Raw genomic sequence first — 26,507 nt, forward strand, 5'->3', positions numbered from 1 at the left:
CGGCGAGCGACAGGCTGACTCGAGCGCCGGTCCCTGGCGGGGAAGTCTCATCCTTGAGAGGCGCCTCCCCTCGGGCCCCCACTGGCGCAGGTATGAGCCCGCGCGCTTCGCTCCTCCCTCATCCGAACTGGTTCAAGGCGTGCTCTTGTTGCTGTGCCCCGGGATCGGTTCAAGTCCCCAAGCGGCCGCTCGGGCGGCTGCTGCGGCGCGATTGGGAAGGTCCAGTTTGGCGAGAATGTGCTCGATGTGCGTGACGACCGTGCGCACTGCGATCGACAGGTTGCCGGCGATCTCGCGGTTCGTGCGGCCGCGGGTCAGTTCGGCCAGGACCTGGACTTCGCGGAGAGAAAGTCCGCCGGGACGAGCGCAAGGCCGACAGAGGGCTTGGGTCGCGGTGCCGGACCGTGTCAGACGCACTTCGAGCAGTTGCTGTGCGTGGATCACAAGGTCGTCGTCGGCAACGGCCGAGACCGTACCGTGGCGCGGATGAGATCGCTCAGCAAGACCCCGTCGGCCCCGGGACGCCGTAGCAGACCGCTGTTGACGGACACGAACGGCGCACCTGGGGAATCGGGAACGGTCATGGCCCAGACGCCGTCGCCCGGTTCGGACGGCTGGTCGCCTGTGTCACTTTGCCGCAGGCCATCGACCACGGCGGCCAGGGAGTCGGTGAGCATGGTCACCACCGGGCGGACCGGTAGGAGATGCTCGGGCGGCCGGGTCACTCCGATGTTGGTCAGGGCGCGAGGGCGCCGTTCAACGCTGCCGTGAGCAGAAAGCGAAGGGCGTCGGACGTGACCGGGCGCGGGTTGGCGTAAGGCCGGCCCACTGCCTGGCCGATGACTTCGTCCACGTCGCCCTGGGTCAGGCCGAGGTCGGCGAGGGAGCGCGGGGCACCGAGCTCGACGCTCGTCCGGGCCAGGTGTCCCGGCACGTCGTCGGTGGCCAGGGCACGGCGTAGCGCCTGTTCGGCCGCCGGTGCCGCCGGGAGGTTGAAGGCGGCGACGTACGGGAGCAGGACCGTGTGGGTTTCGGCGTGGGGCAGGTCGAAGGTGCCGCCGAGGATGTGGCAGAGCTTGTGGTGCAGCGACATCGTGGTGGCCCCCAGGCAGGCGCCGCACAGCCAGGCCCCCCGCAGTGCGTCCGACCGCGCCTGAAGGCCCAGAGGGTCCTCGACGATGGTGGGCAGGGCGGCGGCCAGGGAACGGACACCGTCCTCGGCCATCAGGGAGATGATCGGTGAGGCGTCGGGGGCGTACAGGGCTTCGACGGCGTGGGCGACGGCGTTGAAGCCGCTGGTCACCGACATGCCGACAGGGAGACCGAGGGTGAGCTCGGGGTCGTAGACCACGCTGCGCGGCAGGACCGAACGGTCGCGTCCGGTCCGTTTGCGGCCGTTCTCGGTCACGCCCCAGATGGGGGTCATCTCGGAGCCCGCGTAGGTGGTCGGGACGCTGATCACGGGCAGCCCTGTTTCCAGGGCGATCGCCTTGCCCAAGCCGATCGTGGAGCCGCCGCCGATGGCCAGACAGCCGTCCGCGCCGGTCTCACGCGCGGCCTTGACGGCCGCCGCGGCGATGTCGGCGGGCACGTGCATCCGGGCTTCGGTGAAGCGGCCGACGCAGGCTTCTCCGAGCAGCGTCTCGGCTTGCTCGGCGAGCTTCTCCTGCGCCGGCGTGGACAGCACCAACAGCCTGCGCAGGCCGAGTCGCTCCGCCTCCTGCGGGATCTGCGCCATGCTTCCGGCACCGAAGACCACCCTCATGGGCAAGGCTTCGTAGGTGAAACTCGGCTGCTGGGTGGTCATGGCGTGGCCTCCGGTGCTGTGGCCAGGACGATGTCGAACGTGGCATGGGTGAAAGGCACCGTCAAGCCGAAGCGTTCGGCGTCCCGCTCGTCAGGCGACTCGGTGAAGTCGGTGATGAGACCGCGTTTCACGACGAAGACCGCGTCGGAGTCGATGTACGGGCTGTTCGCGACGAACGCGTGGGTGGTGACCGGCTGATGGCCGTCGGCACGCGCGATGAAGTGCACATGGGCGGGCCGGTAGGGATGCCGGCCGGTGGCGCGGAGCAGGCTGCCGACCGGGCCGTCGGTCGGGATCGGGTAGTGCGAGGGGACGACGCTGCGGAACCTGAAGCGGCCCTCGTCGTCCGTACGGAACAGACCGCGCCCGTTGCCCGGTGGCTGGACGTCGGGCTGCTGCACGTCGTAGAAGCCGTCCTCAGTGCACTGCCAGACGTCGAGTTCGGCACCGGGCAGAGGTGTGCCGTCGGAGCTCATCACCCGGCCGGAGATGACGCATGGGTGGCCGGTGCCCAGCAGGTCGATGGTGTCGCCGAGTTCACGGTGCGGCGAGGCGGTCATGTGGAAGGGGCCCAGGACGGTGCTCTCGGTGCCGTGCTCGGCCCCGTTCAGGGTTTCGACGAGCATGGAGATCCCCAGGACGTCGGAGAGCAGGACGAACTCCTGGCGGGTGTCGTCGCATGTCTGGCCTACGGCGGTGAGGAACCCGATCGCGGCTTCCCATTCCTCCATCGTGGGTTCGATGTCCCGCACGAAGTCGTGGAGGTGGTGGGTGAGGCTTTCCATGATCTGCCGCAGCCGCTGGTCCTTGGTCTCCCGGAAACTGTCCACCACCGCGTCGGTGGCGGTCTCGACGGTGAAGTCCACCTGGCGTTCCTAACTCTCGGAGGTGCCCCGGCCGACGAGGTGGTCGGTGAACCAGTCTCCGGTGAGCGCGTCGCGTTCGGCCGCGTGGTTGTAGAGGGTGTGCTCGCCGTCGGGCCAGATCCGCACCGTGGAGGCGGCGGGGTCGGCGGCGCGCAGGAACGGCTCCTGGTCCTCGTAGCGGGCGAGGGGATCCTGGCCGCCGTGCAGCAGGAGCAGCGGGCAGGTGATGCGGTGCTTGTCCGGGTGAAAGCGCAGGCTGTCCATGACCTCCGTCACCCGGCCCAGGTCGTCCGTGCCGACCACGGCTGACAGCTGCTCGCGGGCGGTACGGAATTCCGGGACGGTCGGTACCGCCGGAGCACCGTTGACGACCACCGCGGCGACGCGCGAGTCCGCGGCGGCCAGATGGGCGGCGAACAGACCGCCGAAACTGATGCCCTGGACGCCGATCGGGCCGCCGAGGCGGGGATCGGCCTCGACCAGGTCGACGAAGCGGGCGAAGCCCTCGATGACCTGCTCGTCGACGTACAGCCCGTGGCGCAGCCGTGACTCGCCCTGGCCGGGCCCTTCCACCAGCAGACAGGCCAGGCCGCGCGCGGTGTACGCGTCAGCCACCGGCAGATACGCCGCTCCCCAGCTGCTGAGCCCACCCCACGCGACCACGGTGGCCCGGGGTGTGCCGGCCGGCAGGCACAGCCAGCCGCCGAGAACGCCGTCGCGGTGCGGGATCTCCACGCGCTGCACCTCGGGCGCGAGAGCCGCGACGGCGGCCGTGTGCCGGGCGTACAGCTCCCGTTTCTCCGGGGTGTCGGTCTGGTACGCCATCTGCGCGAACATCAGGGCCGCGGCGGCGAACCGGTATGCCTGCCGGGCGGTCGTGCGGTGTCCCGACTCCTGTGCGCGTCGGGCTCGTTCGAGCTGCGCCTCCGCAAGGGCCGCGGCGGCGTCCGGCCACGGGGTCCCGGCCGCGGTGTCGGTCAGCAGGCGGCGGGCGTCGGCGGGATCCATGCCGCAGTCGGTGAGCCGGGTGAAGGGCATGGCCCGGTGCTGGGCGGCGACCAGCGGCGGCAGCGTCGGTGTTTCCTGCTTCTCGGTCATGCCATCACCTTCATGGGTGCGGTCAGCGCGGTGTCGAGGGCGTCGACGAGCGTGCCGATGTCGGTGCTGTCGGCGGCGGTGCCGAACAGGACGAAGTCGGGGCGGGCCAGATACGCGACCGCGCCGAGCAGGTGGAGGTACTCGCGGTGCCGTCCGTCGAGGTCGTCGACCGTGTCGAGGGCGACCACGGCGCAGCCCAGGAGCTCCAGCAGGGCGAGCCGCTCCGGGCCGAGGGCGGCGGTGGGATCCTCGGCCGTGACCAGGGTGAAGCCGTAGCCGGTCAGGTCGTCGAGGCGCCCGGTGCGCCCGTCGGGCAGAGCGATACGGCCTTGCGGGGTGAGGGTGCCGGTCGGCGCGTCCGTGCCCGGGCGCAGCACTCCGTGGGCAAGGGACGGGAACGGGGGTGGCGGGGGCACCTTGCCGGCGAAGAAGGCCGCGTCCCGGGCCGCCGCTGCCTCGACGTCATGCGTGTTGGCGACCTTGCCGAGGCCGATCGCCGCGTGGGTGAGTGCCGTGACGTGCGGGCGACGCTCGCTCTCGTAGGTGTCCAGGAGCGCGTCCGGTGCCTGGCCGCCGAGCGTCAGGTGCAGTTTCCAGGCGAGGTTGGTGGCGTCGCGCAGGCCGCTGCACGCCCCCTGGCCGAGATAGGGGGGCATGGTGTGGGCGGCGTCGCCGGCCAGGAAGACCCGGCCCGTCCGCCAGCGGGTGGCGATGCGGGCCTCGAAGCCGTAGACCAGCTGCCGGGTGATCCGCACGTCGTCCGGACCCAGGTCGTGGTACTCGTGCAGGAGTCGCCAGGCGGCCTCCGGAGTGGTCATCTCCTCGCTGGTCTCGCCCGGCAGCAAGGCGAACTCGAAGCGCTGACGCGTGTGACCGATGTTGATGGTCATGTGCCCGCGGGCGGGATCGCAGTACTGGGTGCCGTACGCGAACTCCGGCGGCTGGGGACGCAGCCACTCGGCGTCGACGTTGACCCACTGCTCGTTGAAGCCGAAGTCCTGCCGCTCCACGCCCAGCAGTTCGCGTACCCCGCTGCGGCTGCCGTCGGCGGCGATCACATAGCGGGCCCGGACGTCTGCGTGCGGCCCGTCGGCGGTGTACGCGTCGGCGTTCCAGCCGCGCAGGTGCAAGGTCACGCCGTCGTCGTCCTGGCCGAGGCCGGTGACCGACCAGCCCTGGCGGACGTCGACCGTGCCGTAGCCGCGCAGCCGCTGGTCGATCGCGCTCTCCACATCCGGCTGGTACATGGAGATGTGATCCGGATACCCCATCGGACCACTGGGGTTCGCCGGGATGTTCACGAGGGTCTCGCCCTTGCCGTTGACCCACAGGTACTGACACATGGACGAGTCGCGCAGCGCCTCGCCGACATCGCCGGCCGCCTGGATGGTGCGGGCGGTCTCGTCGTCGATGTGGGTCAGCCGGGGCAGCCCGTACAGGGTCGGCCAGCGCTCGCACACCACCACCCGGTGGCCGAGCCGACCGAGCAGGGACGCCGCGGCGAGTCCGGTCGGACCGTAGCCGACGACGGCGATGTCATAGTGCGGAGCCATCAGACGCCTCCAGAGACAGCCCCGCGCCGTTGCGAGGGGTCGTGGTGGGAAGGGAGAGGCTGGGGCGCGACCATTTGGTGTCCGCCGCAGCTTGCGTGAATCACGATTCACACTTGGTGTGAAGCGAGATTCACACAATGGCAACATGGACGTCAAGAGCCCGGCCGATAAACTGCGCAGATGACCGAGTCCCCCACCCGCAGGCCTGCCGCCCTCCGGGAAGGCAGTCGCCGTTCACAGCAGGACCTCATGCAGGCCGGGTACGCGCTGCTCGAAGAGGGCGGAGTGGACGCGCTGACCGTGGCCGCGGTCGCCGAGCGGGCCGGCATGGCGGTCGGCAGCATTTACCGCCGGTTCGGCGACAAGGAAGGACTTCTGCTGGCCATCCAGCGCGCCTTCACCGACAACCTCCAGGCCGAGATCATGGAACGGATGTCCCCGGAGCGGCTACGGATCCTGCGCGATCCGGCCGTGGCCGTCGCCGAGGCGGTCGGTGCGGTCACCGACGCCTTCCAGGCGCATGAAGCCCTGTTGCGCGTCTTCCTGCTGCTCGGCACCCGGCACGAAGCGGTACGGATCGAGGGCTCCCGCGTCAGCATCGAGGGCAATCGCTACTTCGCCGAGACACTGCGCCACACCCCCATCGCGCATACGGACCCCGAGGCCGCGCTCGACTTCGCCTACCGCCTGATCTACGCCTCGATCGCGCACCGCGTGACGCAGGGTGAATTCCTGGAGTCCGACCGCCCACTTCCCTGGAACGCACTGCGGAGCCACCTACAGACAGCGGTCGTCTCCTACCTCCTCGACGCCCCGGAAAACGACTGACGCCTGACTGCCGTCGCAATGAGGTGCGCACACAAGTCCTGGCGAGCGATGGGGCCCATGTGAGCCCCGCCTCGCCTCAATGTGATTGATGATTCACATCAAGCCCTACGTCGGCACTCCTGCCCGCTGCCGAAGAAGGGGCGGCTCAGCCCTGCGCACCCATCAACTGCAGAAGCTGTTCGTCTGCAAGCGGGCCGAGTCGCGCCTCAAGGCGCTGGAATGTCCGGGCGGAGCGCTCGGCAGGCCAGACCTCGTCCAGGTAGGCGGCGGGCAGTCCGGGGTCGGTGCGCAACAGTCGTCCCCAGTCGTCGAGAAGCAGGAGGAGCTGGGGCAGGGCTTCGGCGGACGCCGCGTCCGCGGCTTCCCAGCGGTCGAGGAAGCCGAGGTGCGCCGCACGCAGTGCCTCCAGGTCCCAGGCCGCGCGCAGCAGTTGTTCAGGGCTGCTGGGTCCCGTGGGGGCACCATGGAACGCCTGCACGAGGCCGAGTGCCTCCGCGGGGAAGACGTCGTCCAGCAGTTCCTCGACGTCGATTCGGCCGGGCGCGATCCAGAGGTTGGCCTGGACCGCGCCGAAGCCCGCCCACGTCAGTCGTCCGTGGAGCTGGTAACGCACCTTGCGCAGGTTCTCCGGAACCGGACAGTTCAAGATCGTCCATACGTCCTCGGAGTGGTCGAACGGCGTGGGCGACACGTCTGGCGTGACGCCGCGGGGGGTGTGCCGAGTCCCGAGCACGGGCTCCGCGCGGGCCGCAGGGGTGCCGTCCGGCGAGGCGTGCGATTGCGCCTGCGCCGGTCCAGTACCGGAGGCTGAGCAACACCGCTCGGTCAGGGGGAACCTGTGAGGCTCCCTACGGCCCGTTTCTCGAGCGTCGCCGCCAGGACAGCCGCCGAAATCGCGGCGGCGCCGAGGAGCAGAGGAAGACGGACGTCCAAACCCGTGAGAGAACCGGCGAGGGCGGTGCCCGCGGACCCCGACGTGATTTTCAGGGCCGCCACCCAGATGAAGACCTGGGCGCGTGCCCCAGCGGGCGCGTACTCGGTGCGGGCAGCCAGAGTGGAGGCGAAGAACAGGGCGTTGAGAACACCTGTCAGCCCGTACGCCGCCACGGACAGGGGGAAGACGTGGCTCGCGGCGACCATGCAGAGGCCGACGACGACCCCCAGGGCGAGGCAGCGCATGAGGCGGTCCGGATCGCCGGTGAGCGGGAAGACCATCAGCACCGCCGAGCCGGCCAGGTTGCCGAGCCCGTAGGCGGCGGTCAGCACCGCCGCGGTGGATGTGGTGACACCCAGGACTTGGGTCATGTGAACTGCGGTGATCGGGAGCGCGGCAACACCGAGCGCGACGATCATGGTCAGGTAGACGGTGCGCCGCAGTTGGCCGGTGCGAGCCACAAGGGCCAGGGTGGGCCCCGGCTTGAGAACTGCAGCCTTGTCCCCACCGTGGGCCGCGGGCGCGTAGGGCAGAAGGAGCACGGCACCCGCCGCCACACCGGCGCCGCCCGCCAGAGCGAGAGCGGCAGCGGAGGGAGAGGCCCAGCCCGACAGGGCCGCCACAAGAGACGGACCGACGGTGCCACCGACGCCGTACGTGGCCACATCCCAGCCCTGTGCCCGCCGCTGAGTACGCGTCTCCGGTCCGACGATCGCGGGCAGCCGGCTGCTGATGCCGCCGGTCAGCAGAGGGCCGCAGGTACCGGCCATGGCCAGCAGCAGCGCGGTGACCAGGGCGGGCACACGGGCATACGTCAGGACACCGGTGGCGAGTACGGCGGCGTACAACAAGCAGGCCGACGCGATGACCTTGCGTCCGTCCCGCGCCAGGTCCAGCGGGCGGGCGACGAACGGGCCGAGCAGGTGTGGTGCGGTGATGCACGCGCCGAGCGCACCTGCGAGCGTCCCCGAGCCGCCCGACGAGGTGACGAGCAGAATGACGGCGACGACCGCTCCCCCGTCGGCGGTGCGGGCCAGGGCCGCGGCGACCACGTAGCGCACCAGGCCTCCCCCGCGGCCATCCGTCGGAGTCGACACACTCGTCGCGTTCGCCCCGGCCTCGGTGGTCCGATGGTTCTCGGCGCGCATGCTCAGGCGGTGAGCTTGAGGGCGCTCAGCACGGCGACGACGTCCTGACGTGCGGCCTCGTCCAGCCCGCGCAGGGGAAGCGGCAGGTTCGGCTCCCCCGTCAGGCCGAGGTGCGAAGCGGCAGCGGACATGACGCGCAGGCTGCCGTGGCGGCGGAACAGTGCCCACAGCGGCTCGAGTTCGTCGGACAGGTCCGTCGCCCGATCGGCGTCACCGTTCTGAGCGGCGCGAGTGAGAGCGAGCGCGGTCTGTGGGAACGTACCGCCGATGACCGAGTACCAGGCGTCGCACCCGGCGTTCAGCCCTCGGGCGGCCGTGTAGTCGCCGCTCACACCGATGGTGACCGTCTCCGGGATCAGCGTCCGCAGTGCGTCGACCCGGGCCTTGGCCTGCGCCGGGGCGTCGGGCACTCCGGGAATCTTGATCGAGCCGATATTCGGCAACTGGGCGATCCGGCCGTGCAGTTCGTCGGTGAAGTTCACATGTGTGGTGCCAGGGTTGTCGTACACGCACAGCGGCACGGACAGTTCGCGGGTGACATCCTCGTACAGGCCGAACACTTCGTCCTCGGTGAGCGGCTGATACGTCATCGGAGCAAGCAACACACCCGAAGCCCCCGCCTTCTGGGCGTCCTCGGACAGCGCCAGGACATGGGCCGTGCGCAGCGCGCCGATACCGACGATGACAGGCACGCCATCAGCGGCCTCGACCGCGATCTTCGCAGCGTGGGCGCGCTGTTCCCGGGTGAGGTAGGCGTACCCGCCGGTGGAGCCGAGCGCACCGATCGAGTCCACGCCGACGGCGGCGAGGCGAGCGACGAGCGTGGCGTATGCCGTGTCGTCGATGCCGCGCTCGTCAGTGGGTGTGAGGGGAAAGGCGCTCAGGCCGCGGAACATGATGACTCCTTCAAGGGATTTCATAGGGCTTCACAGGCTTCACAGGGCTTCACGGGAGCAAGCACCGGTCGTGGTCAGCTGCCAGTCGTCCGCAGTTCCGTTACGACTGCGGCAAGTTCGGCGGCGAACGCCTCGGCCTGCGGCTCGCTGATCGTGGAGCTGGTGACCCGGATGGCGCCCTGGTGGGTGGAGGGGTCACGGACGAAGAGGTGGCCGGGCCGGACAGCCCAGCCCCGCTGTGCCAGGGCTCCGACCGCCGACCGGCCGTCCACGTCCAGTTCGATCCATACATTCAACCCGTCGGGCCGGTGAGGGACCTCGATGCCATGGGCGTGCAGCCGGTCGACAAGTAGGCCGCTGCGGTGTGCGTACGCCTCGCGGGCCCGTTCATGGAGTTCAAGGACACCGGGATCGAGCAGCAGTTCGCGGACGATGTGCTGCAGCAGATGGCTGACCCATGTGGTGCCGGCGCTCAACCGGGCCTCCAGGCGCACGGCGGTGTCGGCGTCGGTGGCGACGAGAGCGAGACGCAGGTCCGGGCCGAGGAACTTGGACACGGACCGCACCAGCGCCCAGCGCGCGGTGGTCGGCGGGGTGATGCGGTGGTACGGCCGTGCGGAGACCGCTGAGAAGTGGTCGTCCTCGATCACCAGGACCTGAGGGTGGTCGGCCAGGACCGCGCGGATGTCGGCCGCCCGTTCCTCTGTGAGGCTCGCACCGGTCGGGTTGTGGGCGCGGGGCGTGCAGACGACCGCACGGGCACCGTCCTCCAGTGCGGCCCTCAGGGCGTCGGGACGCATGCCGGCGCCGTCGACCTGGACCGGCGCGGACCGGTAGCCGTTCAACCGCAGCGTGCCGATGCTCGCCAGGAAGCAGGGGTCCTCGATCGCCACCGTGTCGCCGCGGGTGAGGTGGGCGTTGAGGAGGCGCTCGGTGGCGTCGACCGCTCCGTGCACCACCAGCGTCCTGAACGGCTGCTCGATGTCCTCGGCGAAGTCGGCGCGGGCCCACTCGGCCAACCCCGCGTCGACCGCGGCCACGCCGTACAGGGGATGGCGGTAGTGCCCGCCCCTGGCTGCCGCCAGGATGTCGGGCAGCAGGTCCGGATCGGGATTGCCACTGGCCAGGTCGACCGCGTCGCCCCCGACGCCAACGCCTTCACGGGCCAGCTGCGGCACCGCCGCGATCACCGTGCCGCCACGCCCCCGGGTCTCGGCCACCCCGGCTTCAACGAGCCGCCGGTACGCCAGGGCCACCGTGTTCCGGTTGACCCCCAGCTCGGCGGCGAGCGCCCGCACCGGCGGCAGCACTGCCCGTGGCGCCAGTTCTCCCGCAGCAACCTGGTCCCGGACACTGCCTGCGATCTCAGCCGCAGTAGTCCCTCTGATCTGCACGTCGTCACCTCCGTCCACCGACACTAGCATTTTTTGTCCTATGCCAAAACACGGATCATGACTACGGACCGCCAGGGTCCATGGCCCACTGCGCAGCCACTTGACGTGCCTTCAGCGGCTCAGCTCCACTGCTCACAAGCCGACGCTGACGAGCCCCTCATGGCTTCGCACCCGTCCTGACCAGCGACAGCACGCTACGAAGCAGACGCGACCAACCACCCGATGGCCATCTCGACTGAGGGAGGCCCGAGCTGAGCTCCGACGTCGTGATCCACTCTCACCCTGGGCTTCTCTGCAGCCCCGCGCCGGATTGTGTCGGCGATCTCCTGGCGGTCTCGAATACCACTGATCGTGCAGCCCCTGACACTCGACCGCCGAGGCGGTGACGATAAACCCGGCGACGTCAGCCCTCATCCCCGGGATACTGGTCGCCCATGAATGAGGTCAACGTCGTCGTCGCCCATTCCGAGCGCGCGACTCTGCGCATCGGTGACGTGTTCTTGAAGGTGGACACCGATCAGGCACGCATCGACATCGAGGTCGAGGCTATGGCCCTCGCGCCGGTACCGACCCCAATGGTCCTGTGGCGCAAGCCGCCCGTGCTCGCGATCACCGCGGTCCCGGGCACGGCGCTCGGCCGCCTGGGCGAGTCGTCGACCGCGTCGCCGGCGGCGTGGGCCGCGGCGGGCGCCGCCATCCGAAGGCTGCACGACGCACCGTTGCCGCCCTGGCGCGGCCGACGCCGCCGGGATCCCGACGAGTTGGCGGCGGAACTCGACGGCGAGTGCGAGTTGCTCGTGAAGAACGGCGTCCTGCCCGCCGACCTGGTCACCCGCAACCGCCAGGTCGCCGAGGCCGCACTCCGGCCGTGGACGCCGGCGTTCACGCACGGCGACCTGCAGATCGATCACGTCTTCGTCGACGGCGGCGAGGTCACCGGCATCATCGACTGGTCCGAGGCGGGCCAGGGTGACGCCCTGTTCGACCTCGCCACCTTCACGCTCGGACACGAGGAACACCTCGACGACGTCATCGCCGGCTACGGCACCGACGTCGACCTCGACCTGATCCGCGCGTGGTGGTCGTTGCGAAGCCTGCTGGGGGTTCGCTGGCTGATCGAGCACGGCTTCGACGCGTTCGCGCCGGGCTGTGAGGTCGACGTGCTGAAATCCCGGATGTGAGGCTGCGCGGCCCCGACTGCTACGAATGCGTTTTGACGCATCGACCAGGCCAAGCCCGGGACGATCGCCCGCCCCTACTCTCCACGAAGTGCGGTGCGCAGTCGTCGGCAGATGACGGGGGATCCGAGATCTGTCAGCCCCTCCGGTCCAGGACGGAAGGGTGAGTTCTCCGCCCACCCGCCTCGCGTCCGCACCGAGGAGTCGGTCCGCCGATGCTTGCCAAACAGTTCTCCGACATCATCAAGCAGAACCGCCATGAGACAGCCGAGGACCCGCTACGCCGGTTCGATCCGCCGGCGACCTTCACGTCGGACAAAGGCAAAGAGCCGCACTCTGCCCCTGTCGCGCCCGATGAGACACCGGGTCCCCACTCACCCAGGAGAAGACGATGGACGGTGAACTGGCAGCTGTCGCAGCGTCGGGAGCGACCGAACTGGTTGTCCTCATGGTCACCGACTCCTGACACCCGCTCGTCAAGTCGTCGGACGGTTCGTTGACGCGTACGGGCTCGGACACCGCCGCGATCACCGACTTCGACGACGCAAGCCGGGTCCATCACCAGCGACGACCTAGGCGCCCAGCTCATCTCGCTGGAACGGCTACCCACGCTGAGTCCAAGAATGATGTGCAACATCCCACCCCGGTTCAGGACTTGCCGAGGAAGTCCAGGAGCATGCTGTTGAGCGCGGCGGCCCGGGCGAACGGGATGCTGTGGTGCGACAGGCCGGGAAGTACTGCGGTGTCGACGTGTGGCAGGTGCAGCCGCGCCGCAGCCTCGACGCGCCGAATGTCATGCGCCCTGCTGTCCCCGGCAAGCAGCACCAGCGTCGGGACCGTCAAGCTCCGCAGTTGCCGGGGCCTCGGGCGTTTGCCCACGACGACCTTCGTGCGCGGAAATTCGGCGGCGAACCCGTAGAGGTCCAGCCATGCGGGGTCAACTTCCGCGCCGTGGGTTTCCCAGGCAAGAAACGCGCGGGCCCGTTGGGCGGTAGGCCGGATCAGCATCGGTAGGGCGCGCAGCAGGTACCCGACCTTGTACCCGGCGAAGCACTGGGTGGGATCGAGGAGAGCGAGCCTGCGGACCCGCTGCGGCGTACGCAGCGCGTAGGTGAGGGCGATCCATCCGCCATAGGAGTGCCCGCACAGGTCGGCGCACCCCAGGCCCAAACCGTCGAGTACGCCGTCCAGCCAGTCGAGAAGGTCGTCGACAGACCGGACCCCGCGGCCCCCGATCAGGCTGCGCCCTGCCTCGCCGATCCGGTCGACAGCGTAGACGCGCCGAGTGCGGCTCAGGTCGGCCACGTTGGCAAACCACACGGCCGAGGTGGCGCCGCCACCGTGCAGCAGCACCAACGGCTGCCCGTCCACGGGGCCGCACGCGGTGATGCGGGTGGTGCCGTACACCGACGTCAAATCCATCAGGTCGACGGGCACGGGCCAGCGGTCCAAGACGGCGTCGTATGCCGCCAGAAAGCGAGTCGGATCTTCTGCCATGGGACGCCCTCAGAAAAATAGGTCACTGAGCAAGTATCTCGTCGAGCGAGATACTATGCACACTGGATCGATCACGGAAGGGCGCAATGGCATGGACGAAGAAGAGCCTGGACTGCGGGTCGTGCATCAGCTACGGGCCGTCGCCATCGAACTCGACCTGCTCGGAGCCGAGTTCGCGCAACGAAACAGCCTGCATCCGACCGACCTGCGTGCCCTGATCTGCCTGTTGGATGCCGCTCGGGCGCACACGCTCGCGACGCCCGGCTGGCTCGGGCGTCAGCTCGGCCTGAACTCCGCGGGCACCACGGCCCTTGTCGACCGGCTCGAGAGGCTCGGCCACGTGCGGCGCACACGAGACAGCCACGACCGACGCCGCGTGCTGCTCGAGGTTGATGAACGTGCGGTAACCCTCGGACAGTCGTTCTTCGGACCGCTGATCACGGAGGTCGTCGCTGGGACGCGGACCTTCTCCGACACAGAGCTGGCCACTATCCAGCGCTTTCTACTGAACGTGCACGAGGCCGTCGCCGCACAGCGAGGTCCTCATTGATCTCTTTCTGGTTGACGGCCTGCTGACCGACGAGAGCTGCTCAGACGCCCCTTTGGGTCGGCTATGGGCTGCACGTTCATGCCATGCTTCTTGTGTTTTCCCGAGCAGAAGGGACAGTCGGCGGCGATCCGGTCGATCGGCAGAAGCGTCCCGTCCAGGATCAGATACGCCCTCATCGACGCGGCCCGCATGGCTTCGCGAGCGTCGGCGGGCAAAGAGGAATCGCAGGGCAGAGCTGGACACGTCGACGCCGGATGGATAGACAAGCATACGAAGCCCAAGGTGGAGACGGTTCTCTCGGTCAAAGCCCAACTACCAGGGGATTCATCCGTCCGCAGGCCAACTGCCCATCCGACAGGGGAGATTGGCAACGGCTCACGGTACGGCTGACCGCTACCCCGCCCCGCCCCGGCCGGTGGACCTACGTATTCGATTACGTAGTTCTACTGGCGCCTCGGGAAGGCAGCGTTGGGAGACTCTCCCCATGAGCTTCCTGGCGGAGCCGTGGGGTCACGCCTGGGAGCTTGCTGCCTCCCTAGTGGGCAACCGTCGCCAGCTGTCCAACGGGGAGCGAACGCTGTCTGGTCAATACAGCCCGGCTGAACATGGGAGAGTCCTCCGTTGGTTTCCAAGATTCGTGTCCTTCTGGGCATGCTCGCGCTCCTGGCGCTGGCCCTCGGCGCCATCGCCCTGCTCGCGGCCATGAAAGCCGATGCCACCTGGTTCACGATCGTTCCTCTCGGCATCCTCCTTATCGGCGCGTCCGTCGTCCAGTCGCTCGGATGGTTCAACAAAAAGGGCGGGTGACTGGTCTGGCGGCTCGCCTGCTCTCGGGGCACGGCAGGCACTTCTGCCCGGCTCATCCGGGTGCCGTCGAGCAGCCAGTCGCAACGTTCCTGCTCAACTGCTCGCGGCCATGGCTGACCGCCGCCGCCCGTGTCGGACGGCAGTTCACGGGAGGGAGAGGCAGGCGCGAGGTGGCGGGACACCGACGAGCTGGATCGGGCGGCACCGAACCGAGTCCGTCTGCTCTGGTGGGGCGTCGGGGGTGGGCATGTGCCGGTGCTCGCCCTGCTGCTGGTGAAGGGGTACTGGTAACGGGCGCCACCGGGGTGGTCCCGGTGGTCTTCTGAGCGGTGGCCCCTCTCCTTCCTTCCGGGAGCCGTGGGTGCTTCGGACCCGGGGATCACCGTCGAGGGAGAAGTACAGGGGACCCACTGGCACGTAGGCGGCAAGCAGTACCACTACTCCTACGCCGACAGTCATGGCGTATGGCGTGAGTGCAAGAGCTCGGCCGGAGATGCCGAGCGGGCCGAGGTCACGTACGCCCCCGCGAATCCCGATGCCGCCGATGGTCGGTCGCCGTACGACGGGACTGATCTTCTGCCAGGAGCCCGCAGCAATGCCCTCCGGACTCTCTGCTGTGGGATGAAGCGGTCCTGGTTTCGTACCCTGGCACGCATGCGGACGCGTCCCACACTTCACTGGTCCCCTCCCCCGGGCCTGCCGCCGGGCACCTCCGACCTGCAGCCGGTGGTCGATGCGCTGAGCGCCGGCAGGGTGCTGGTGCTCAGCGGGGCGGGCATGTCCACGGAGTCGGGCATCCCCGCCTACCGGGGCGAAGGCGGCAGTCTGAGTCGGCACACGCCGATGACGTACCAGGACTTCACCGGCACCGCGCAGGCACGGCGAAGATACTGGGCGCGCAGCCATCTCGGGTGGCGTACCTTCGGCCGGGCCCGTCCCAATGCCGGGCATCAGGCCGTCGCCACGTTCGCCCAGCAGGGTCTGCTCTCGGGGGTGATCACCCAGAACGTCGACGGCCTGCATCAGGCTGCCGGCAGCGAAGGGGTCGTGGAACTGCATGGGAGCCTGGCAAGGGTTCGGTGCCTGGCCTGCGATGCCATCACCTCACGCCAGGACCTCTCCGTACGGCTGGAAGAGGCCAATGCGGCCTTCGCGCCGGTGGCCGCGGGAATCAACCCCGACGGTGACGCCGACCTGTCCGACGAACAGGTCGCCGGCTTTCGTGTCCTGCCCTGCGCGGACTGCGGCGGCATCCTCAAGCCCGATGTGGTGTTTTTCGGCGAGACCGTGCCCGTGCAACGTATCGAGTACTGCCGCCAGTTGGTCGGTGAGGCGAGCACGCTGCTGGTTCTGGGCTCCTCGCTCACGGTGATGTCCGGACTCAGGTTCGTCCGCCAAGCCGCTCAGGCGGGCAAACGTGTCCTCATCATCAACCGGGATCCCACCCGCGGTGACCAGCTCGCCCATACACGCGTCAGTCTCCCGCTGGGAGCCGCCCTGCACTCCGTCGCTGATGTTCTGGACCTTCCCGTGGTCGGACGAGTGGCCCTCTGGCCGGAGCCCTGACGAACGCGGAACTGTTCGACTCCGCCGCCCGGGTGCCGAGAGGCCCGGGCGGCGGCGTGCCAGTGGTGCCGGATCAGGGTGTCAGCTGCCAGCGGGCGATGTATCCGACGTCGATGGACGCCCGGTCCTGTACGCGCAGCTTCCACGTGCCGTTGAGCGGCTGCGTGGAGGCGTCGACCGTGAAGGTCTGGTCGACGTCGTCGGCGGAGCCTCCGCTGCGGTTGAGCAGGGAGTAGACGGTGCCGTCGGGGCCGACGAGATCGACGGTCAGGTCACCGCGATAGGTGTGGACGATGTTGACGTAGACCTTGGTGGTCGCGGAGGCGTTGCCGTCGCGGCCGGTGATGGTCACAGGGGACTCCACGGCGGCCCCGTTGTCGGGGATGTCCACGCGGGAGGCGCTGGCGTAGACGTACGCGATCTGCCAGCTGAAGGTGATCGAGGCGGTCGCTCCCGTGCTGTCGGTCACCTTGATCGTGACGTCGCCGGTGCCGAGCGTGGTCGGGGTGCCGCTGATCAGGCCGCTCGGGCTGATGGCCAGACCGTCCGGCAGGCCGGAGGCCTCGTAGGTCAGCGAGGCTCCTGTGTTGGTGGTGTAGGCGTCCAGCTGCAGGCTGACGACCTGGTTGACGCCGCTGATCTGGTCTGTCACCGGCGCGACGTTCACGCCGAGGGCGATGCGGTTGCCGACGTTGATCGCGGCCCAGGCGTCGGCGACGGCGAGGTAGGTGGGGCTGTAGGTGCCGAACAGGTCGCCGGCGGCCGACAGGGTGGCGGTGCGGGCGCCCGCATAGTTCGTTGTCGAGGTCATGTACGTCGTCAGCGCCCGGTACCAGATCGCGGCCGCGTTCTCGATGCCGATGCCGCTGACGGCCTGACCGTCGTAGGTCGGGCTGTCGTACGAGACACCGTTGACGGTCTTGGCGCCGCTGCCCTCGGAGAGCAGGTAGAAGAAGTGGTTCGCCGGCCCGGAGGAGTAGTGGACGTCGACGCTGCCCAGGGTGGAGCTCCAACTGTCGCGGGAGGAGCCGTCCTTGGAGGGCTTGTCCATGTAGCGCAGGGGGGTGCCGTCGCCGTTGATGTCGATCTTCTCCCCGACGAGGTAGTCACCGGGGTCGCTTGCGAGGTTCGCGTGGAACTCGACGGCCGCCGCGAAGATGTCGGAGGTCGCCTCGTTCAGGCCGCCGGACTCGCCCGAGTAGACCAGGCCCGCGGTGGCGGCGGTGACGCCGTGGCTCATCTCGTGGGCGGCCACGTCGAGCGCCGTCAGCGGGTGGGTGTTGCCCGAGCCGTCGCCGTAGGTCATGCAGAAGCAGGAGTCCTGCCAGAAGGCGTTGACGTAGTTGCTGCCGTAGTGGGCGCGGCTGTAGGCGGCGACCCCGTCGTTGCGGATGCCGTTGCGGCCGTAGGTCTCCTTGTAGAAGTCCCAGGTGGCTGCGGCGCCGAAGGCCACGTCGACACCTGCGGTCTGGCGGTTGGACGGCAGACCGTCACCCCAGACATCGTTGTCGTCCGTGAACAGGGTGCCGGTGCCCGAGGTGCCCTGGCCCAGGTCGTACGTCCGGTGCCCGGCGCGGTCGGGGTCTGCGAGCTGGTACGTCGCCCCGGACAAGGTGCTGCCGAGAGGGACCGTGCCCACGTACTGGCCGGTGCCGGAGCCGGTGTGCACCTTCTCGGCAGCCAGGAGTTCCTTGCCGGTGGCGGCGTCGGTGACGACCTGGAGTTCGCTGGGCGTGCCGTCCCTCTGGACGCCTTCGACGACGGTTTCCCAGGCCAGCACGGGCTTGCCGGTTCCGGCCCAGACGACCAGGCGGGAGGCGTCGGCCACCTTGGCGCCCGTGACCTGGTCCTGTTTCGAGGCGGTGAGGGCCTTGGCGGTGGCGCCTGCGGTCGTGATCTTCGGGGTGAGCGAGGGCACCGACAGCTGCGCCGCATTGGCCTTGGTGACCGTCGTACGGCCGCTGTCGGCGTGCACGACCAAGTCGCCGCCCAGGACGGGCAACCCGGCGTAGGTGCGCTCGTAGCGGGTGTGCATGGTGCCGTCGGCGTCCCTGATGACGTCCTTGACGACGAGCTTCTCCTTGGCGCCGAGGCCGATGCGCTGTGCGGTACCGGCCGCCTCGGACTGGGCGCTCCCGATCAGGGCGGTGCGGCGGGCGGGAGACAGCGCGGTCTGGGCGGCGTCGGCCCGAGGCGTGGCGGCGATCTTCGTGCGTGCCGGGTGTGCCGGTGCGGCGGTGGCGGAGTCCGGGACGGCCAGGGCGAGCAGGGAGCCCACGGCCGCCAGAGCGAGGGCGGTGAGGCGTCTGGGGCGCACGAGGGCGTTCTGTCGCAGGGGCAAGGGGGTTCTCCTTCGGTACGACGGCCGACCCGTGGTGGGGGCCGTGGACGAGACGGATCGGCGGGGTGGGCCGGTCCGGAGCGCTGCACGGCATGCGGGTGAAGGAGGTGGGGGTGGAGGAAACGCGACTGAGCCGCGTGATGAACCTGTAAGGGAGCTGTGAATTCCCGGAGCAGAGTGCCACCACGGACGTGTTCTTGTCATGCAAGCCTCAAGGCAACGGCTTGAATTGATCACGCAGGTCAGGCAAATCAGTACACGCGGCGCCGGTTTTCGGCCTCCCACGATCGCGGTGCGGCCGCCCCCGCGCCCACGCCCCCTCTTGGCTGATCCTCGGACACGCGCATCAGGCCGTCCGCGACCTCGGCAGCGACAGACTCCTGCGCACCCGCAACCTCAGCGGCGCCCTCAACAAGTAACGGCACGCCGCGTGACCTGTGGCGATGACCTTTCCCTACAAGTTCCCCGCGCCCCTGGCGGTGCGCGCTACCCGCGCCTTCACCGCGCTCCCACGCTCCGTCGCGCCGTGAACAGGCCCGGGCCCGCCGTCAGTTCCTCCCCGTCAGGGAAGATCACGGTGGCGGTGGAGGCGGGGGGAACGTCGACGGTGATGTGCAGTTCGTCGCCCTCGGTGCGCCACTCGACCGCGATAGTGCCCCGTGGGCTGTCGAAGGTGCCGCGCGCCCAGTCGACCGATGTATGGCGTACGGGGGCGACGACGAACCGTTCCCAGGCCACCGAGCCCTCGGCCTGCCGCAGTCCGAGGGTGTGGGTGTGCAGGAAGTTGACGACGGCGCCCTTGCTGTAGTGGTTGAGCGAGTCGTGCGCGTCGCCGTTCTCGTCGATGCCCTCCCAGTCCTCCCACATCGTTGTGGCGCCGCGGTCGAGCATGGCGAGCCAGGACGGCGCGGTGCGCTGGAGCAGCACCTCGTAGGCGAGGTCGGCGTGGCCGGTGTCGGCGAGGAGCGGCAGCAGGTCGGCGGTGGAGAGGAAGCCGGTGCCCAGGTGCGTTCCGGCCGCGCGGATGAGGACCACCAGACGCTCGACGGCCGCGTCACGCAACTTCTCGGGCACAAGCCCGAAGGTGAGAGCGCGGACGTAGCTCGCCTGGGTGTCGGTGGTGGTCCGGCCGGTGTCGTCCAGGAACTCGGTGCGCCAGGCGTCCTTGATCTGCTGCGCCGACTTCGTATAACGGGCCGCCTCCACGTCGCGGCCCAGGAGGATGGCGACCTCGGCGAGGAGGGAGGTGGAGCGGTACAGGAAGGCGGTGCCCACCTCGCCCTTGTCGGTGCTCATCCAGCCGTCCGGGCCGTCCTCCACCGGCTCGATCAGTGAGCCGTCCTCGGCGCGGGCTTTCGGCTCGGCCCACTCGCCCCAGTGGAAGGAGCCGTCCCAGACGAACTCCTCGTGGGGCAGGGGCTGGGCCGAGCGGGCCACTCGGGAGGGGTGGCGGGCGGTGCGGGCGGTGGTCAGTGCCCATTCGACCCAGCGGACCATCGCGTCCCAGTTCTCGGCGAGCACCCGGCTGTCGCCGTAGGTCTCGTACAGCACCCAGGGCACCAGCACGATGGCGTCGCCCCAGCCGGCGGAGCCCGTCATCATGTCCAGCCGCCGGTCGGTGCGGAGCTTGGCGCGCCGTCCGTCGGGGGAGAAGTTGGCGATGCGACCGTCGTCGAGCTGGTCGTCGCGGACCGAGCGGAGCCACTTGCGGCTGAAGCCGGACACGTCGTAGAGGCGTGCGGCGCTGGGCGCGAAGACCTGGTAGTCACCGGTCCAGCCGATGCACTCGCGGGTGGGGCAGTCGGTGGGCACGTCCACGGCGTTGCCGCGGAAGCTCCAGCGCACGACCTCGTGCAGGCGGTTGAGGTCCTCGTTGGCGCAGGCGAAGGTGCCGGCGGGCCGCAGGTCGGTGTGGACCACCCGCATGGTGAGGCCGGCGGCGTCCAGCGGGACGTCGCCGCGCTCCAACCGGGCGTACCGGAAGCCGTGCACGGTGTGGCGGGGCTCGAAGGTCTCGCCGGGGGCCCCGGAGGAGACGACCTCGTCGCGCTGCACGAAGACGGTCACCGGATCGCCGGGGCGCTGGATGTCCAGGTGAGTGGTGGTCAGGTTCCCGGTGGCGGGGTCGAGGTGCTCGCCGTGGTCGATCACGGTCCGGGTGCCGGCCGGGCCGAGGTCGGTGAGGAGGAGCCAGCCGGAGGCGTTCTGGCCGAAGTCGGCGATCCAGGCGCCGTCCGGCAGGCGGGTGAGCGAGACGACTGGGCGGTCCTCGACGCGGCGCACGGGCGGGGCCGGGGACCAGTCGACCGGGGGCGCAGGGACGGCGTCGACGCGGACGGGCCGCTCAGGGCCTCGGGGGGCGAGGAAGTCGGTGATCTGGCCGTCCCTCAGGTCGGCGCGGGTGACGGGGCCCCGGGCGGAGGTCCAGTGCTCGTCGGTGCGTACGACCCTGCGCGTCCCGTCGGTGTACTCCAGATGCAACTCGAGCCGGGCGGCGAGGAGTTCCCCCCAGCCTGCCGGTTTACGGAAGGCGCCGACCTGGCCGCGGTACCAGCCGTCGGACAGCACGATCTCGACGGTGTTGACGCCGGGGCGGACGGACGCGGTGACGTCGGCGGCCTGGGCGTACAGCGTGCGGTCGTAGGAGGTCGAGCCGGGCGCGAGCTCGACGGTGCCCGCGCGCTCGCCGTTGACGAACGCCTCGTACACGCCCAGGGCCGTGGAGTACAGGCGGGCGCGGACCACCTCTGTGGTGGTGAAGGTGGAGCCCAGGACGTGCGTGGGGCGGGTCCCGGGCTCGCGGCGCGCGTCCTGCGGATCGTCCGCCGGCGTGATCCAGTGTGCCGTCCAGTCCTCGTCGAGGAGCCCGGCCTCGAAGGCGTGCCACTCGCTCCACTGCGAGATCTCCACGTCCCCGTGTGCTCGGACGCGCCACCGCACGCGCTCGCCACTGCCCAACGGGCGGGCCGGCCAGTCGACGAACAGGGGGTCGTCGACGTGCGCCGCCTGCGGCGGGCGCCCGTCGACGTGAATCTCCAACTCGTGGCCGGCACGCGCGGGTATGCCCCCCGGTGGCTTCCACGACAGTCGCGGGCGGCTCCCGGAGACCGGGAACTGGTCGCCACCGAAGTCGATCGTGAGGTCGTACGGAGCGAGCATGGCCATCGACGCCCTCGCCTCCCCTTCCATGTGGGTCAGTCGGTTGTTCCACTGCCGGTGCCGGACGAGCGTGCGCGGGGCGCTCTGGGCCCGCGAGGGCGTGCGGCAGCCGGGGGCGGCTTGCGCCGCGTCCCGGACGTTCAGGCGTGCGTGAGGTAGGGGATCAGAAGGCGACAGCGGTTTCGGTCTGCCCGGCGCCGTCGGGGTCGGTATCGGCGGGGACCGGTGCGGTCGAGTCCCGGAGCACCAGCCTCGTGGCCAGCTCGACGTGGTGGGAATCGATCTCCTCGGCGGAAGCCAGACGAAGAGCGGTCCGCAGGGCAACGCCACCCATTTCGTTGATGGGTTGGTGGACGGTGCTCAGCGGCGGCGAGGTGACCCGGGCCAGCGGCGTGTCGTCGAAGCCGACGACACTGAGGTCCTCCGGGACACGCAGGCCCCGCAGCCGGGCGGCCTCGATGACTCCTGCGGCCAGCTCGTCGCAGGCGGCGAACACCGCGGTGGGCGCGGGGTCGGCGGCCAGCAGCCGCTTGCCGTGCTCGACGCCCTCCGCGGTGTGGAAACTGCCGGCGTGCCGGACCAGTTCGCCCAGTACGGGTACGCCGGCCGCCTCCATGGCGCTGCGGAATCCGTGCAGTCGGGCCTGGTTGGAGCTGGCGTCCTCCTTGCCTCCGAGGTAGGCGATGCGGCGGTGGCCGAGGGAGAGCAGATGTGTGGTGGCGGCACGGCCACCGGCGAAGTAGGTCGAACCGACGCTGACGATCGAAGGGTCGGGCACCTCCGGGTCGAGCAGCACGAGCGGCAGGCGAACCCGGCTCAGGGCTTCGACCATCGGAGGGGACAAGGTGTTGGCGGTGACGGCGATGACCGCGCGCCGGCCGGCGGCGGCCAGGTTGTGCGCCCACCCGGCCGGGTCGGCGGCCGGATCACGATCGCCCCGTCTGCTGACCACCACGCCGACGCCCTCCCGGACCCCGGCATCCACCACGGCCTGGACCATGGCGGTGCAGTAGATGCTCAACTCCTCGAAGCCGAAGAACAGCTCGACGGTGGGGTGTGAGCGCAGGTCATCCCGGTTCCCGCCGTAGTTGTGCTGGCGCATCAGCTCCAGTACCGCGTCACGGGTCTGCTGGGCGACATCAGGGCGCCCGTTGACGACCTTGGAGACGGTGGCGACGGAGACGCCGGCGTACTCGGCGATCTGCGCCAGTGTCACACGGTTGGAAACGGATGCCATGGGTCCCCTTTGGCGACGGTGCCGGTCTGAGCGTTCCTTGCCCTGAACACACTAGCACCGAAATATTTTTCGTAGAGGTTTCGAGCCCTTCAGGCAGTCAAACCCGGCTGAAACAAGGTCGACACAAGGGGTTGACGAAGGTCATCGACATGCTTAGCGTTCACGGTCAGCAGGATTCACGGAAAGCAATTTCGAATTGTCGTGTCACAAATTTTCGGAGTAGTTGCGACTGACGCGACCCCATTCGAACTTGGGCAGCACGGTGAGCACCTGGCACCCGCCCCGGTCTTCCTCTGCAGCAGCAGCCCGCCCTCTGGTCAGGTCGCCCTGCTCAAGGACCTGCAGATCCCGCCGGCCTCGATCGTCCGGCGCGTCGACATCATCGTCACCGACCCATGGAGGAGGACTCGCGATGAGGCGAGACCACACCGCGGAGGCTGTTTCGCCGACCGCCGCCACATTCCTGTCCCGGCGCGGTTTCCTCGGCGCCGTCGGCGGCGGACTGGCCGCCACGACGCTGGCCGCCTGCGGGTCGGGCGGGGGCAGTACGGGAAGTAGCTCCGAGATCGTGTTCATGAACCAGTCCCGCGGACAGGCGGCAGCGCTCGGACAGCTGGCGCAGAAGTACACGCGGCAGACCGGCGTGAAGATCAAGGTCGACAACGTCGGACCCGCCGACTTCCTGACCAAGCTCCAGTCGAGCTCCCAGTCCCGCGACATGCCGGACATCTACTCGGCGATGGACTCGTTCTCCATGGCGCCCTACTACAAGGCCGGTTGGGCCATGGACCTGAGCGACCGGATGAAGGGCAGCTGGGGGGACACCTTCCGGCCCACCACGGTCAAGGCGTCGACGTTCGCTGCGGACAATTCGCAGGGCGTGAAGCCGGGCATCTACAGCGCCCACTGGGAGGCCCCGGCCCTGGGGATCTTCATCAACGCCGCGATGTTCAAGGCCGCCGGCCTCGACCCGGACAAGGCGGCCACCACCATGAGCGAGTTCATCGACCAACTGGTCAAGATCAAGAGGTCCGGGAAGGACCCCTTCTGGTTCGCGGCCAGCAACTCCAACCAGCTGGTCCAGTCCTACGCCTCCAACTACTTCACCGACGAGGAGCTGAACGCCACGTTCCTCGGCAAGTCCAGCTGGAAGAGCGACGGCTGGCGCAAGAGCCTGCAGATCCTGGTCGACCTGCGGGACGCCGGTGTGATCTCCACGGGCTCGATTCCCTCGGGCAACAGCGACAACCCGAACGTGGAGAAGGCCTTCTTCAACACCCAGGGCGTCGCCGCCATCTTCGACGGCACCTCCGCCGTCGGTGTGGCCCGCGCGACCGCCCCTGACTTCACGGACTTCCGCTCCCTCGCGGTCCCCAAGGCCGACGACGGCACGCAGACGCCGCGCCTGGTGGGCGGCACGGCCAAGGGGGCCGCGATCAACCCCAGGAGCAAGAACGCGGCCAAGGCCCTCAAGTTCGTCCAGTGGCTGACCGAGCCGGACCAGCAGCAGGTCTTCGCCGAGAAGGTTCCGCTCATCCCCTCCGCGCGCGCTGTGTCCGAGAAGAACATTCCGCAGCAACTGGCGGGTATCGCCGCGAAGATCTCCGACGTCCAACTCGTCGAGAACCAGATGAAAGTGCAGGTCATCACCGCCCTGCAGAAGGGCGCTCAGGCCATCGTGCTCAAGGAGCGCACGGTCGACCAGGTGCTCGGTGACCTCGACGCGGCGCAGCGGAGCGCCTAGTGAGGCACCGCACCCGGATGCTGGCCGCCGGCGTCTTCCTGGCGCCGGCGCTGGCCATGATCGCCGTGTTCACGGTCGTCCCTTTCGTTCAGGGCATCCTGCTGAGCTTCCAGTCCTGGGACGGGGTGAGTCTGGACGCGCCTTACGTCGGGCTCGCCAACTACCGCTTCGTCCTGCACGACACCGAGTTCTGGGGCTCGATGAAGAACGCCGTCGTCTTCGGCGTCGTCGGTCTGGTCGTCGCCAACGCGGTGTCGCTGGTCATGGCGCTGGCCGTGCACCGCGCCCGCCGCGGGGCGGCGTTCTTCCGCACCGTCTACTACCTGCCCGGGGTGTTCTCCACGGTGGTGGTGGGCGTGATGTTCGCATGGTTCCTCGACCCGAAGATCGGGGTCGTCAATCAGGCGCTGAAGGCGACCGGACTCGACGGACTCCAGCACAACTGGCTGGGTGACCCCGAGACGGCCCTGATCGCGGTCGCCGTCGTGTTCGTCTGGTACCACTGGGGCTTCGGCTTCATCCTCTTCCTCGCCGGCCGGCAGGACGTGCCCCAGGAGCTGTACGAGGCCGCGTCGCTGGACGGGGCCCGCGGCTGGGCCCAGTTCCGCTATGTCACCTGGCCCTCGATGTCCCATGTCACCGGCATCGTCAGCGTCCTGACCCTGCTGAGCGGACTGCAGATCTTCGGCACCGTCCAGGTGCTGACCAACGGGGGCCCCGCCGGACATACCGAGGTCCCCACTCTCGACATCTACCAACAGGCCTTCCAGTTCAGCGAGTACGGTCGCGCGGCCGCGATGTCGGTCATCTTCGGGGTGTGCCTGATCGTCCTCGCCTGCGTCCAGCTGTGGGTCTCCCGCAGGCTCGGTGGAAGCACGGGCTCGCGGGCGGAGAAGGGAAGTTGACGGTGAACACGCTTGTCGACACGGCACGGGGAACCGAGAGGCCGCCGGTGCCGACGCCCAGCACACGACGCCGTGGCGCCCGTCTGCGCGGACCACGCATGGCCCTGTACGCCCTGCTGATCGCCGGAGCGCTGGAAGCACTGGTGCCGGTGCTGTGGATACTGAGCGGATCCCTGCAGAGCGCCGAGCAGCTGTACAAGGGAACTGACCCCATCCCTCACCCCTTCGAATGGGGCAACTTCGCCACCGCGTGGAACGAGGGCGGCTTCAGCCAGTACCTGCCCAACAGCCTCCTCTACACCGCGGCCTCGGTCGTCGGGATCCTGGTCATCGCGAGCATGGCCGGGTACGCCCTGGCCCGCATCGAGTTCCCCGGACGAGGTGCCGTGGTGGGCGCCATCCTCGTCATCATGATCATCCCTCTGCCGGCCTCGTTCATCGCCCAGTACAAGCTGCTGATCACGCTCGGGCTCGCCAACACCCGCGTCGGCTACATCCTCGTACTCATCGCCGGCGGGCTGCCGATCTCCATCCTGATCATGCGCGGGTTCTTCGCCAGCCAGCCCAAGGAACTGGAGGAAGCCGCCGCCATCGACGGTGCCTCCCTGCTCGGCACCTTCTGGCGGATCATCCTCCCGCTGGCCCGGCCCGGTCTGGTCGCGGTGGCCGTCATCCAGGCCATGGGGGTCTGGAACGAGTACCTCATGGGACTGGTGCTGTTCAACGACAGTTCGCTGATGCCCGTGCAGCGCGGGCTCACCAACTTCGTCTCGGCGGAGTCCCCGCAACAACAGATCCTGCTCGCCGCCTCGCTCATCGCGGTGCTGCCGATCGTCGTCTTCTACGCGATCGCACAGCGCCACATCATCAGCGGTCTTTCGGCCGGAGCGCTCAAGTGACCGGGCAGCGACCACCAGTGAGGAAGCCGCAATGATCAAGAGCGTCAGGAGTGTGGGGCCAGCCGGCCGGGGAGCCAGCAGCACGCCGAGCAGGCCGAGG

The 26,507-nt window shown here is 69.3% G+C and carries 22 protein-coding genes and 1 pseudogene; 8 read left to right on the plus strand and 15 right to left on the minus strand.

Going from position 1 to position 26,507, the window contains the following annotated elements:
* Positions 1–132 precede the first annotated feature (132 nt).
* From M2157_RS02760 to M2157_RS02785, 6 genes are read right to left on the minus strand one after another with little or no spacing between them, the layout of a single operon-like run.
* Entirely contained in the window at positions 133–444 is a 312-nt protein-coding gene (locus M2157_RS02760; protein ID WP_280864281.1) for a helix-turn-helix transcriptional regulator, read from the minus strand.
* Positions 441–677, minus strand: a complete 237-nt coding sequence (locus tag M2157_RS02765) for a hypothetical protein (RefSeq protein ID WP_280863870.1) — start codon at positions 675–677, stop codon at positions 441–443. Before M2157_RS02765 ends, M2157_RS02760 begins: the two co-directional genes overlap by 4 nt.
* A gap of 59 nt (positions 678–736) precedes the next feature.
* Positions 737–1,807, minus strand: a complete 1,071-nt coding sequence (locus M2157_RS02770) for a maleylacetate reductase (protein WP_280864282.1) — start codon at positions 1,805–1,807, stop codon at positions 737–739.
* Entirely contained in the window at positions 1,804–2,673 is an 870-nt protein-coding gene (locus tag M2157_RS02775) for a dioxygenase (RefSeq protein ID WP_280864283.1), read from the minus strand. The genes M2157_RS02770 and M2157_RS02775 overlap by 4 nt, the downstream gene beginning before the upstream one ends.
* Before the next feature lie 9 nt (positions 2,674–2,682).
* The gene (locus M2157_RS02780) at positions 2,683–3,771 is read right to left on the minus strand and encodes an alpha/beta hydrolase (RefSeq protein WP_280864285.1); all 1,089 of its coding nucleotides are present in this window, start codon (positions 3,769–3,771) and stop codon (positions 2,683–2,685) included.
* The gene (locus M2157_RS02785; RefSeq protein ID WP_280864286.1) at positions 3,768–5,324 is read right to left on the minus strand and encodes a bifunctional 3-(3-hydroxy-phenyl)propionate/3-hydroxycinnamic acid hydroxylase; all 1,557 of its coding nucleotides are present in this window, start codon (positions 5,322–5,324) and stop codon (positions 3,768–3,770) included. Before M2157_RS02785 ends, M2157_RS02780 begins: the two co-directional genes overlap by 4 nt.
* Positions 5,325–5,504: 180 nt before the next feature.
* Here M2157_RS02785 and M2157_RS02790 point away from each other — a divergent pair, with 180 nt between their 5' ends.
* Positions 5,505–6,152 (plus strand): TetR/AcrR family transcriptional regulator, encoded by a 648-nt coding sequence (locus tag M2157_RS02790; RefSeq protein ID WP_280860157.1) that lies wholly within the window; start codon positions 5,505–5,507, stop codon positions 6,150–6,152.
* Between the two features lie 145 nt (positions 6,153–6,297).
* Here M2157_RS02790 and M2157_RS02795 read toward each other — a convergent pair whose 3' ends face one another.
* The 4 genes from M2157_RS02795 to M2157_RS02810 form a co-directional block, all read right to left on the minus strand.
* Entirely contained in the window at positions 6,298–6,843 is a 546-nt protein-coding gene (locus M2157_RS02795) for a PaaX family transcriptional regulator C-terminal domain-containing protein (RefSeq protein ID WP_280864288.1), read from the minus strand.
* A gap of 134 nt (positions 6,844–6,977) precedes the next feature.
* Complete coding sequence (locus M2157_RS02800; RefSeq protein ID WP_280864290.1) at positions 6,978–8,234, minus strand: MFS transporter; 1,257 nt, start codon at positions 8,232–8,234, stop codon at positions 6,978–6,980.
* 2 nt (positions 8,235–8,236) lie between these two features.
* Complete coding sequence (locus M2157_RS02805) at positions 8,237–9,130, minus strand: dihydrodipicolinate synthase family protein (RefSeq protein WP_280864292.1); 894 nt, start codon at positions 9,128–9,130, stop codon at positions 8,237–8,239.
* 74 nt (positions 9,131–9,204) lie between these two features.
* Entirely contained in the window at positions 9,205–10,524 is a 1,320-nt protein-coding gene (locus M2157_RS02810) for an aminotransferase class I/II-fold pyridoxal phosphate-dependent enzyme (RefSeq protein ID WP_280860163.1), read from the minus strand.
* Positions 10,525–10,958: 434 nt separating this feature from the next.
* Between M2157_RS02810 and M2157_RS02815 the strand changes: the two genes are divergently transcribed.
* Complete coding sequence (locus M2157_RS02815; protein ID WP_280864293.1) at positions 10,959–11,705, plus strand: phosphotransferase; 747 nt, start codon at positions 10,959–10,961, stop codon at positions 11,703–11,705.
* Between the two features lie 645 nt (positions 11,706–12,350).
* Here M2157_RS02815 and M2157_RS02820 read toward each other — a convergent pair.
* Entirely contained in the window at positions 12,351–13,199 is an 849-nt protein-coding gene (locus M2157_RS02820) for an alpha/beta fold hydrolase (protein ID WP_280864294.1), read from the minus strand.
* Positions 13,200–13,290: 91 nt separating this feature from the next.
* Here M2157_RS02820 and M2157_RS02825 point away from each other — a divergent pair, with 91 nt between their 5' ends.
* Complete coding sequence (locus M2157_RS02825; RefSeq protein ID WP_280860166.1) at positions 13,291–13,749, plus strand: MarR family transcriptional regulator; 459 nt, start codon at positions 13,291–13,293, stop codon at positions 13,747–13,749.
* A gap of 41 nt (positions 13,750–13,790) precedes the next feature.
* Here M2157_RS02825 and M2157_RS02830 read toward each other — a convergent pair.
* A pseudogene (locus M2157_RS02830) lies at positions 13,791–14,019 on the minus strand (hypothetical protein); the annotation flags it as partial.
* Between the two features lie 381 nt (positions 14,020–14,400).
* On the opposite strand from M2157_RS02830, the gene M2157_RS02835 reads away from it, so the two are divergent.
* Together M2157_RS02835 and M2157_RS02840 are read left to right on the plus strand one after the other, a co-directional pair.
* Positions 14,401–14,556, plus strand: coding sequence for a hypothetical protein (locus M2157_RS02835; RefSeq protein WP_280860167.1), 156 nt, complete (start codon positions 14,401–14,403; stop codon positions 14,554–14,556).
* A 654-nt stretch (positions 14,557–15,210) separates the two neighbouring features.
* A complete protein-coding gene (locus M2157_RS02840; RefSeq protein ID WP_280860168.1) occupies positions 15,211–16,122 on the plus strand; it encodes an NAD-dependent protein deacetylase in 912 nt (303 codons plus the stop codon).
* Positions 16,123–16,195: 73 nt separating this feature from the next.
* Here the strand turns inward: M2157_RS02840 and M2157_RS02845 are convergent, their stop codons facing one another.
* The 3 genes from M2157_RS02845 to M2157_RS02855 form a co-directional block, all read right to left on the minus strand.
* Positions 16,196–18,463: a M4 family metallopeptidase gene (locus M2157_RS02845; RefSeq protein ID WP_280864295.1), complete on the minus strand. Its 2,268-nt coding sequence runs from the start codon at positions 18,461–18,463 to the stop codon at positions 16,196–16,198.
* Between the two features lie 498 nt (positions 18,464–18,961).
* Positions 18,962–21,628 carry an alpha-L-rhamnosidase gene (locus M2157_RS02850; protein ID WP_280864297.1) on the minus strand — a complete coding sequence of 889 codons (2,667 nt, stop codon included), beginning with the start codon at positions 21,626–21,628 and terminating at the stop codon, positions 18,962–18,964.
* 157 nt (positions 21,629–21,785) lie between these two features.
* A complete protein-coding gene (locus M2157_RS02855) occupies positions 21,786–22,859 on the minus strand; it encodes a LacI family DNA-binding transcriptional regulator (protein ID WP_280864298.1) in 1,074 nt (357 codons plus the stop codon).
* A 412-nt stretch (positions 22,860–23,271) separates the two neighbouring features.
* Between M2157_RS02855 and M2157_RS02860 the strand changes: the two genes are divergently transcribed.
* The 3 genes from M2157_RS02860 (at position 23,272) to M2157_RS02870 (ending at position 26,407) form a co-directional block, all read left to right on the plus strand.
* Positions 23,272–24,603, plus strand: coding sequence for an extracellular solute-binding protein (locus M2157_RS02860; RefSeq protein WP_280864299.1), 1,332 nt, complete (start codon positions 23,272–23,274; stop codon positions 24,601–24,603).
* Positions 24,603–25,508 carry a sugar ABC transporter permease gene (locus M2157_RS02865; RefSeq protein ID WP_280860173.1) on the plus strand — a complete coding sequence of 302 codons (906 nt, stop codon included), beginning with the start codon at positions 24,603–24,605 and terminating at the stop codon, positions 25,506–25,508. The genes M2157_RS02860 and M2157_RS02865 overlap by 1 nt, the downstream gene beginning before the upstream one ends.
* Positions 25,509–25,606: 98 nt before the next feature.
* Positions 25,607–26,407, plus strand: a complete 801-nt coding sequence (locus M2157_RS02870) for a carbohydrate ABC transporter permease (RefSeq protein WP_280860174.1) — start codon at positions 25,607–25,609, stop codon at positions 26,405–26,407.
* Positions 26,408–26,507: the final 100 nt, after the last annotated feature.

It is taken from the genome of Streptomyces sp. SAI-127 (genome assembly GCF_029894425.1).
In the GTDB taxonomy this organism is placed as follows: Bacteria; Actinomycetota; Actinomycetes; order Streptomycetales; family Streptomycetaceae; genus Streptomyces.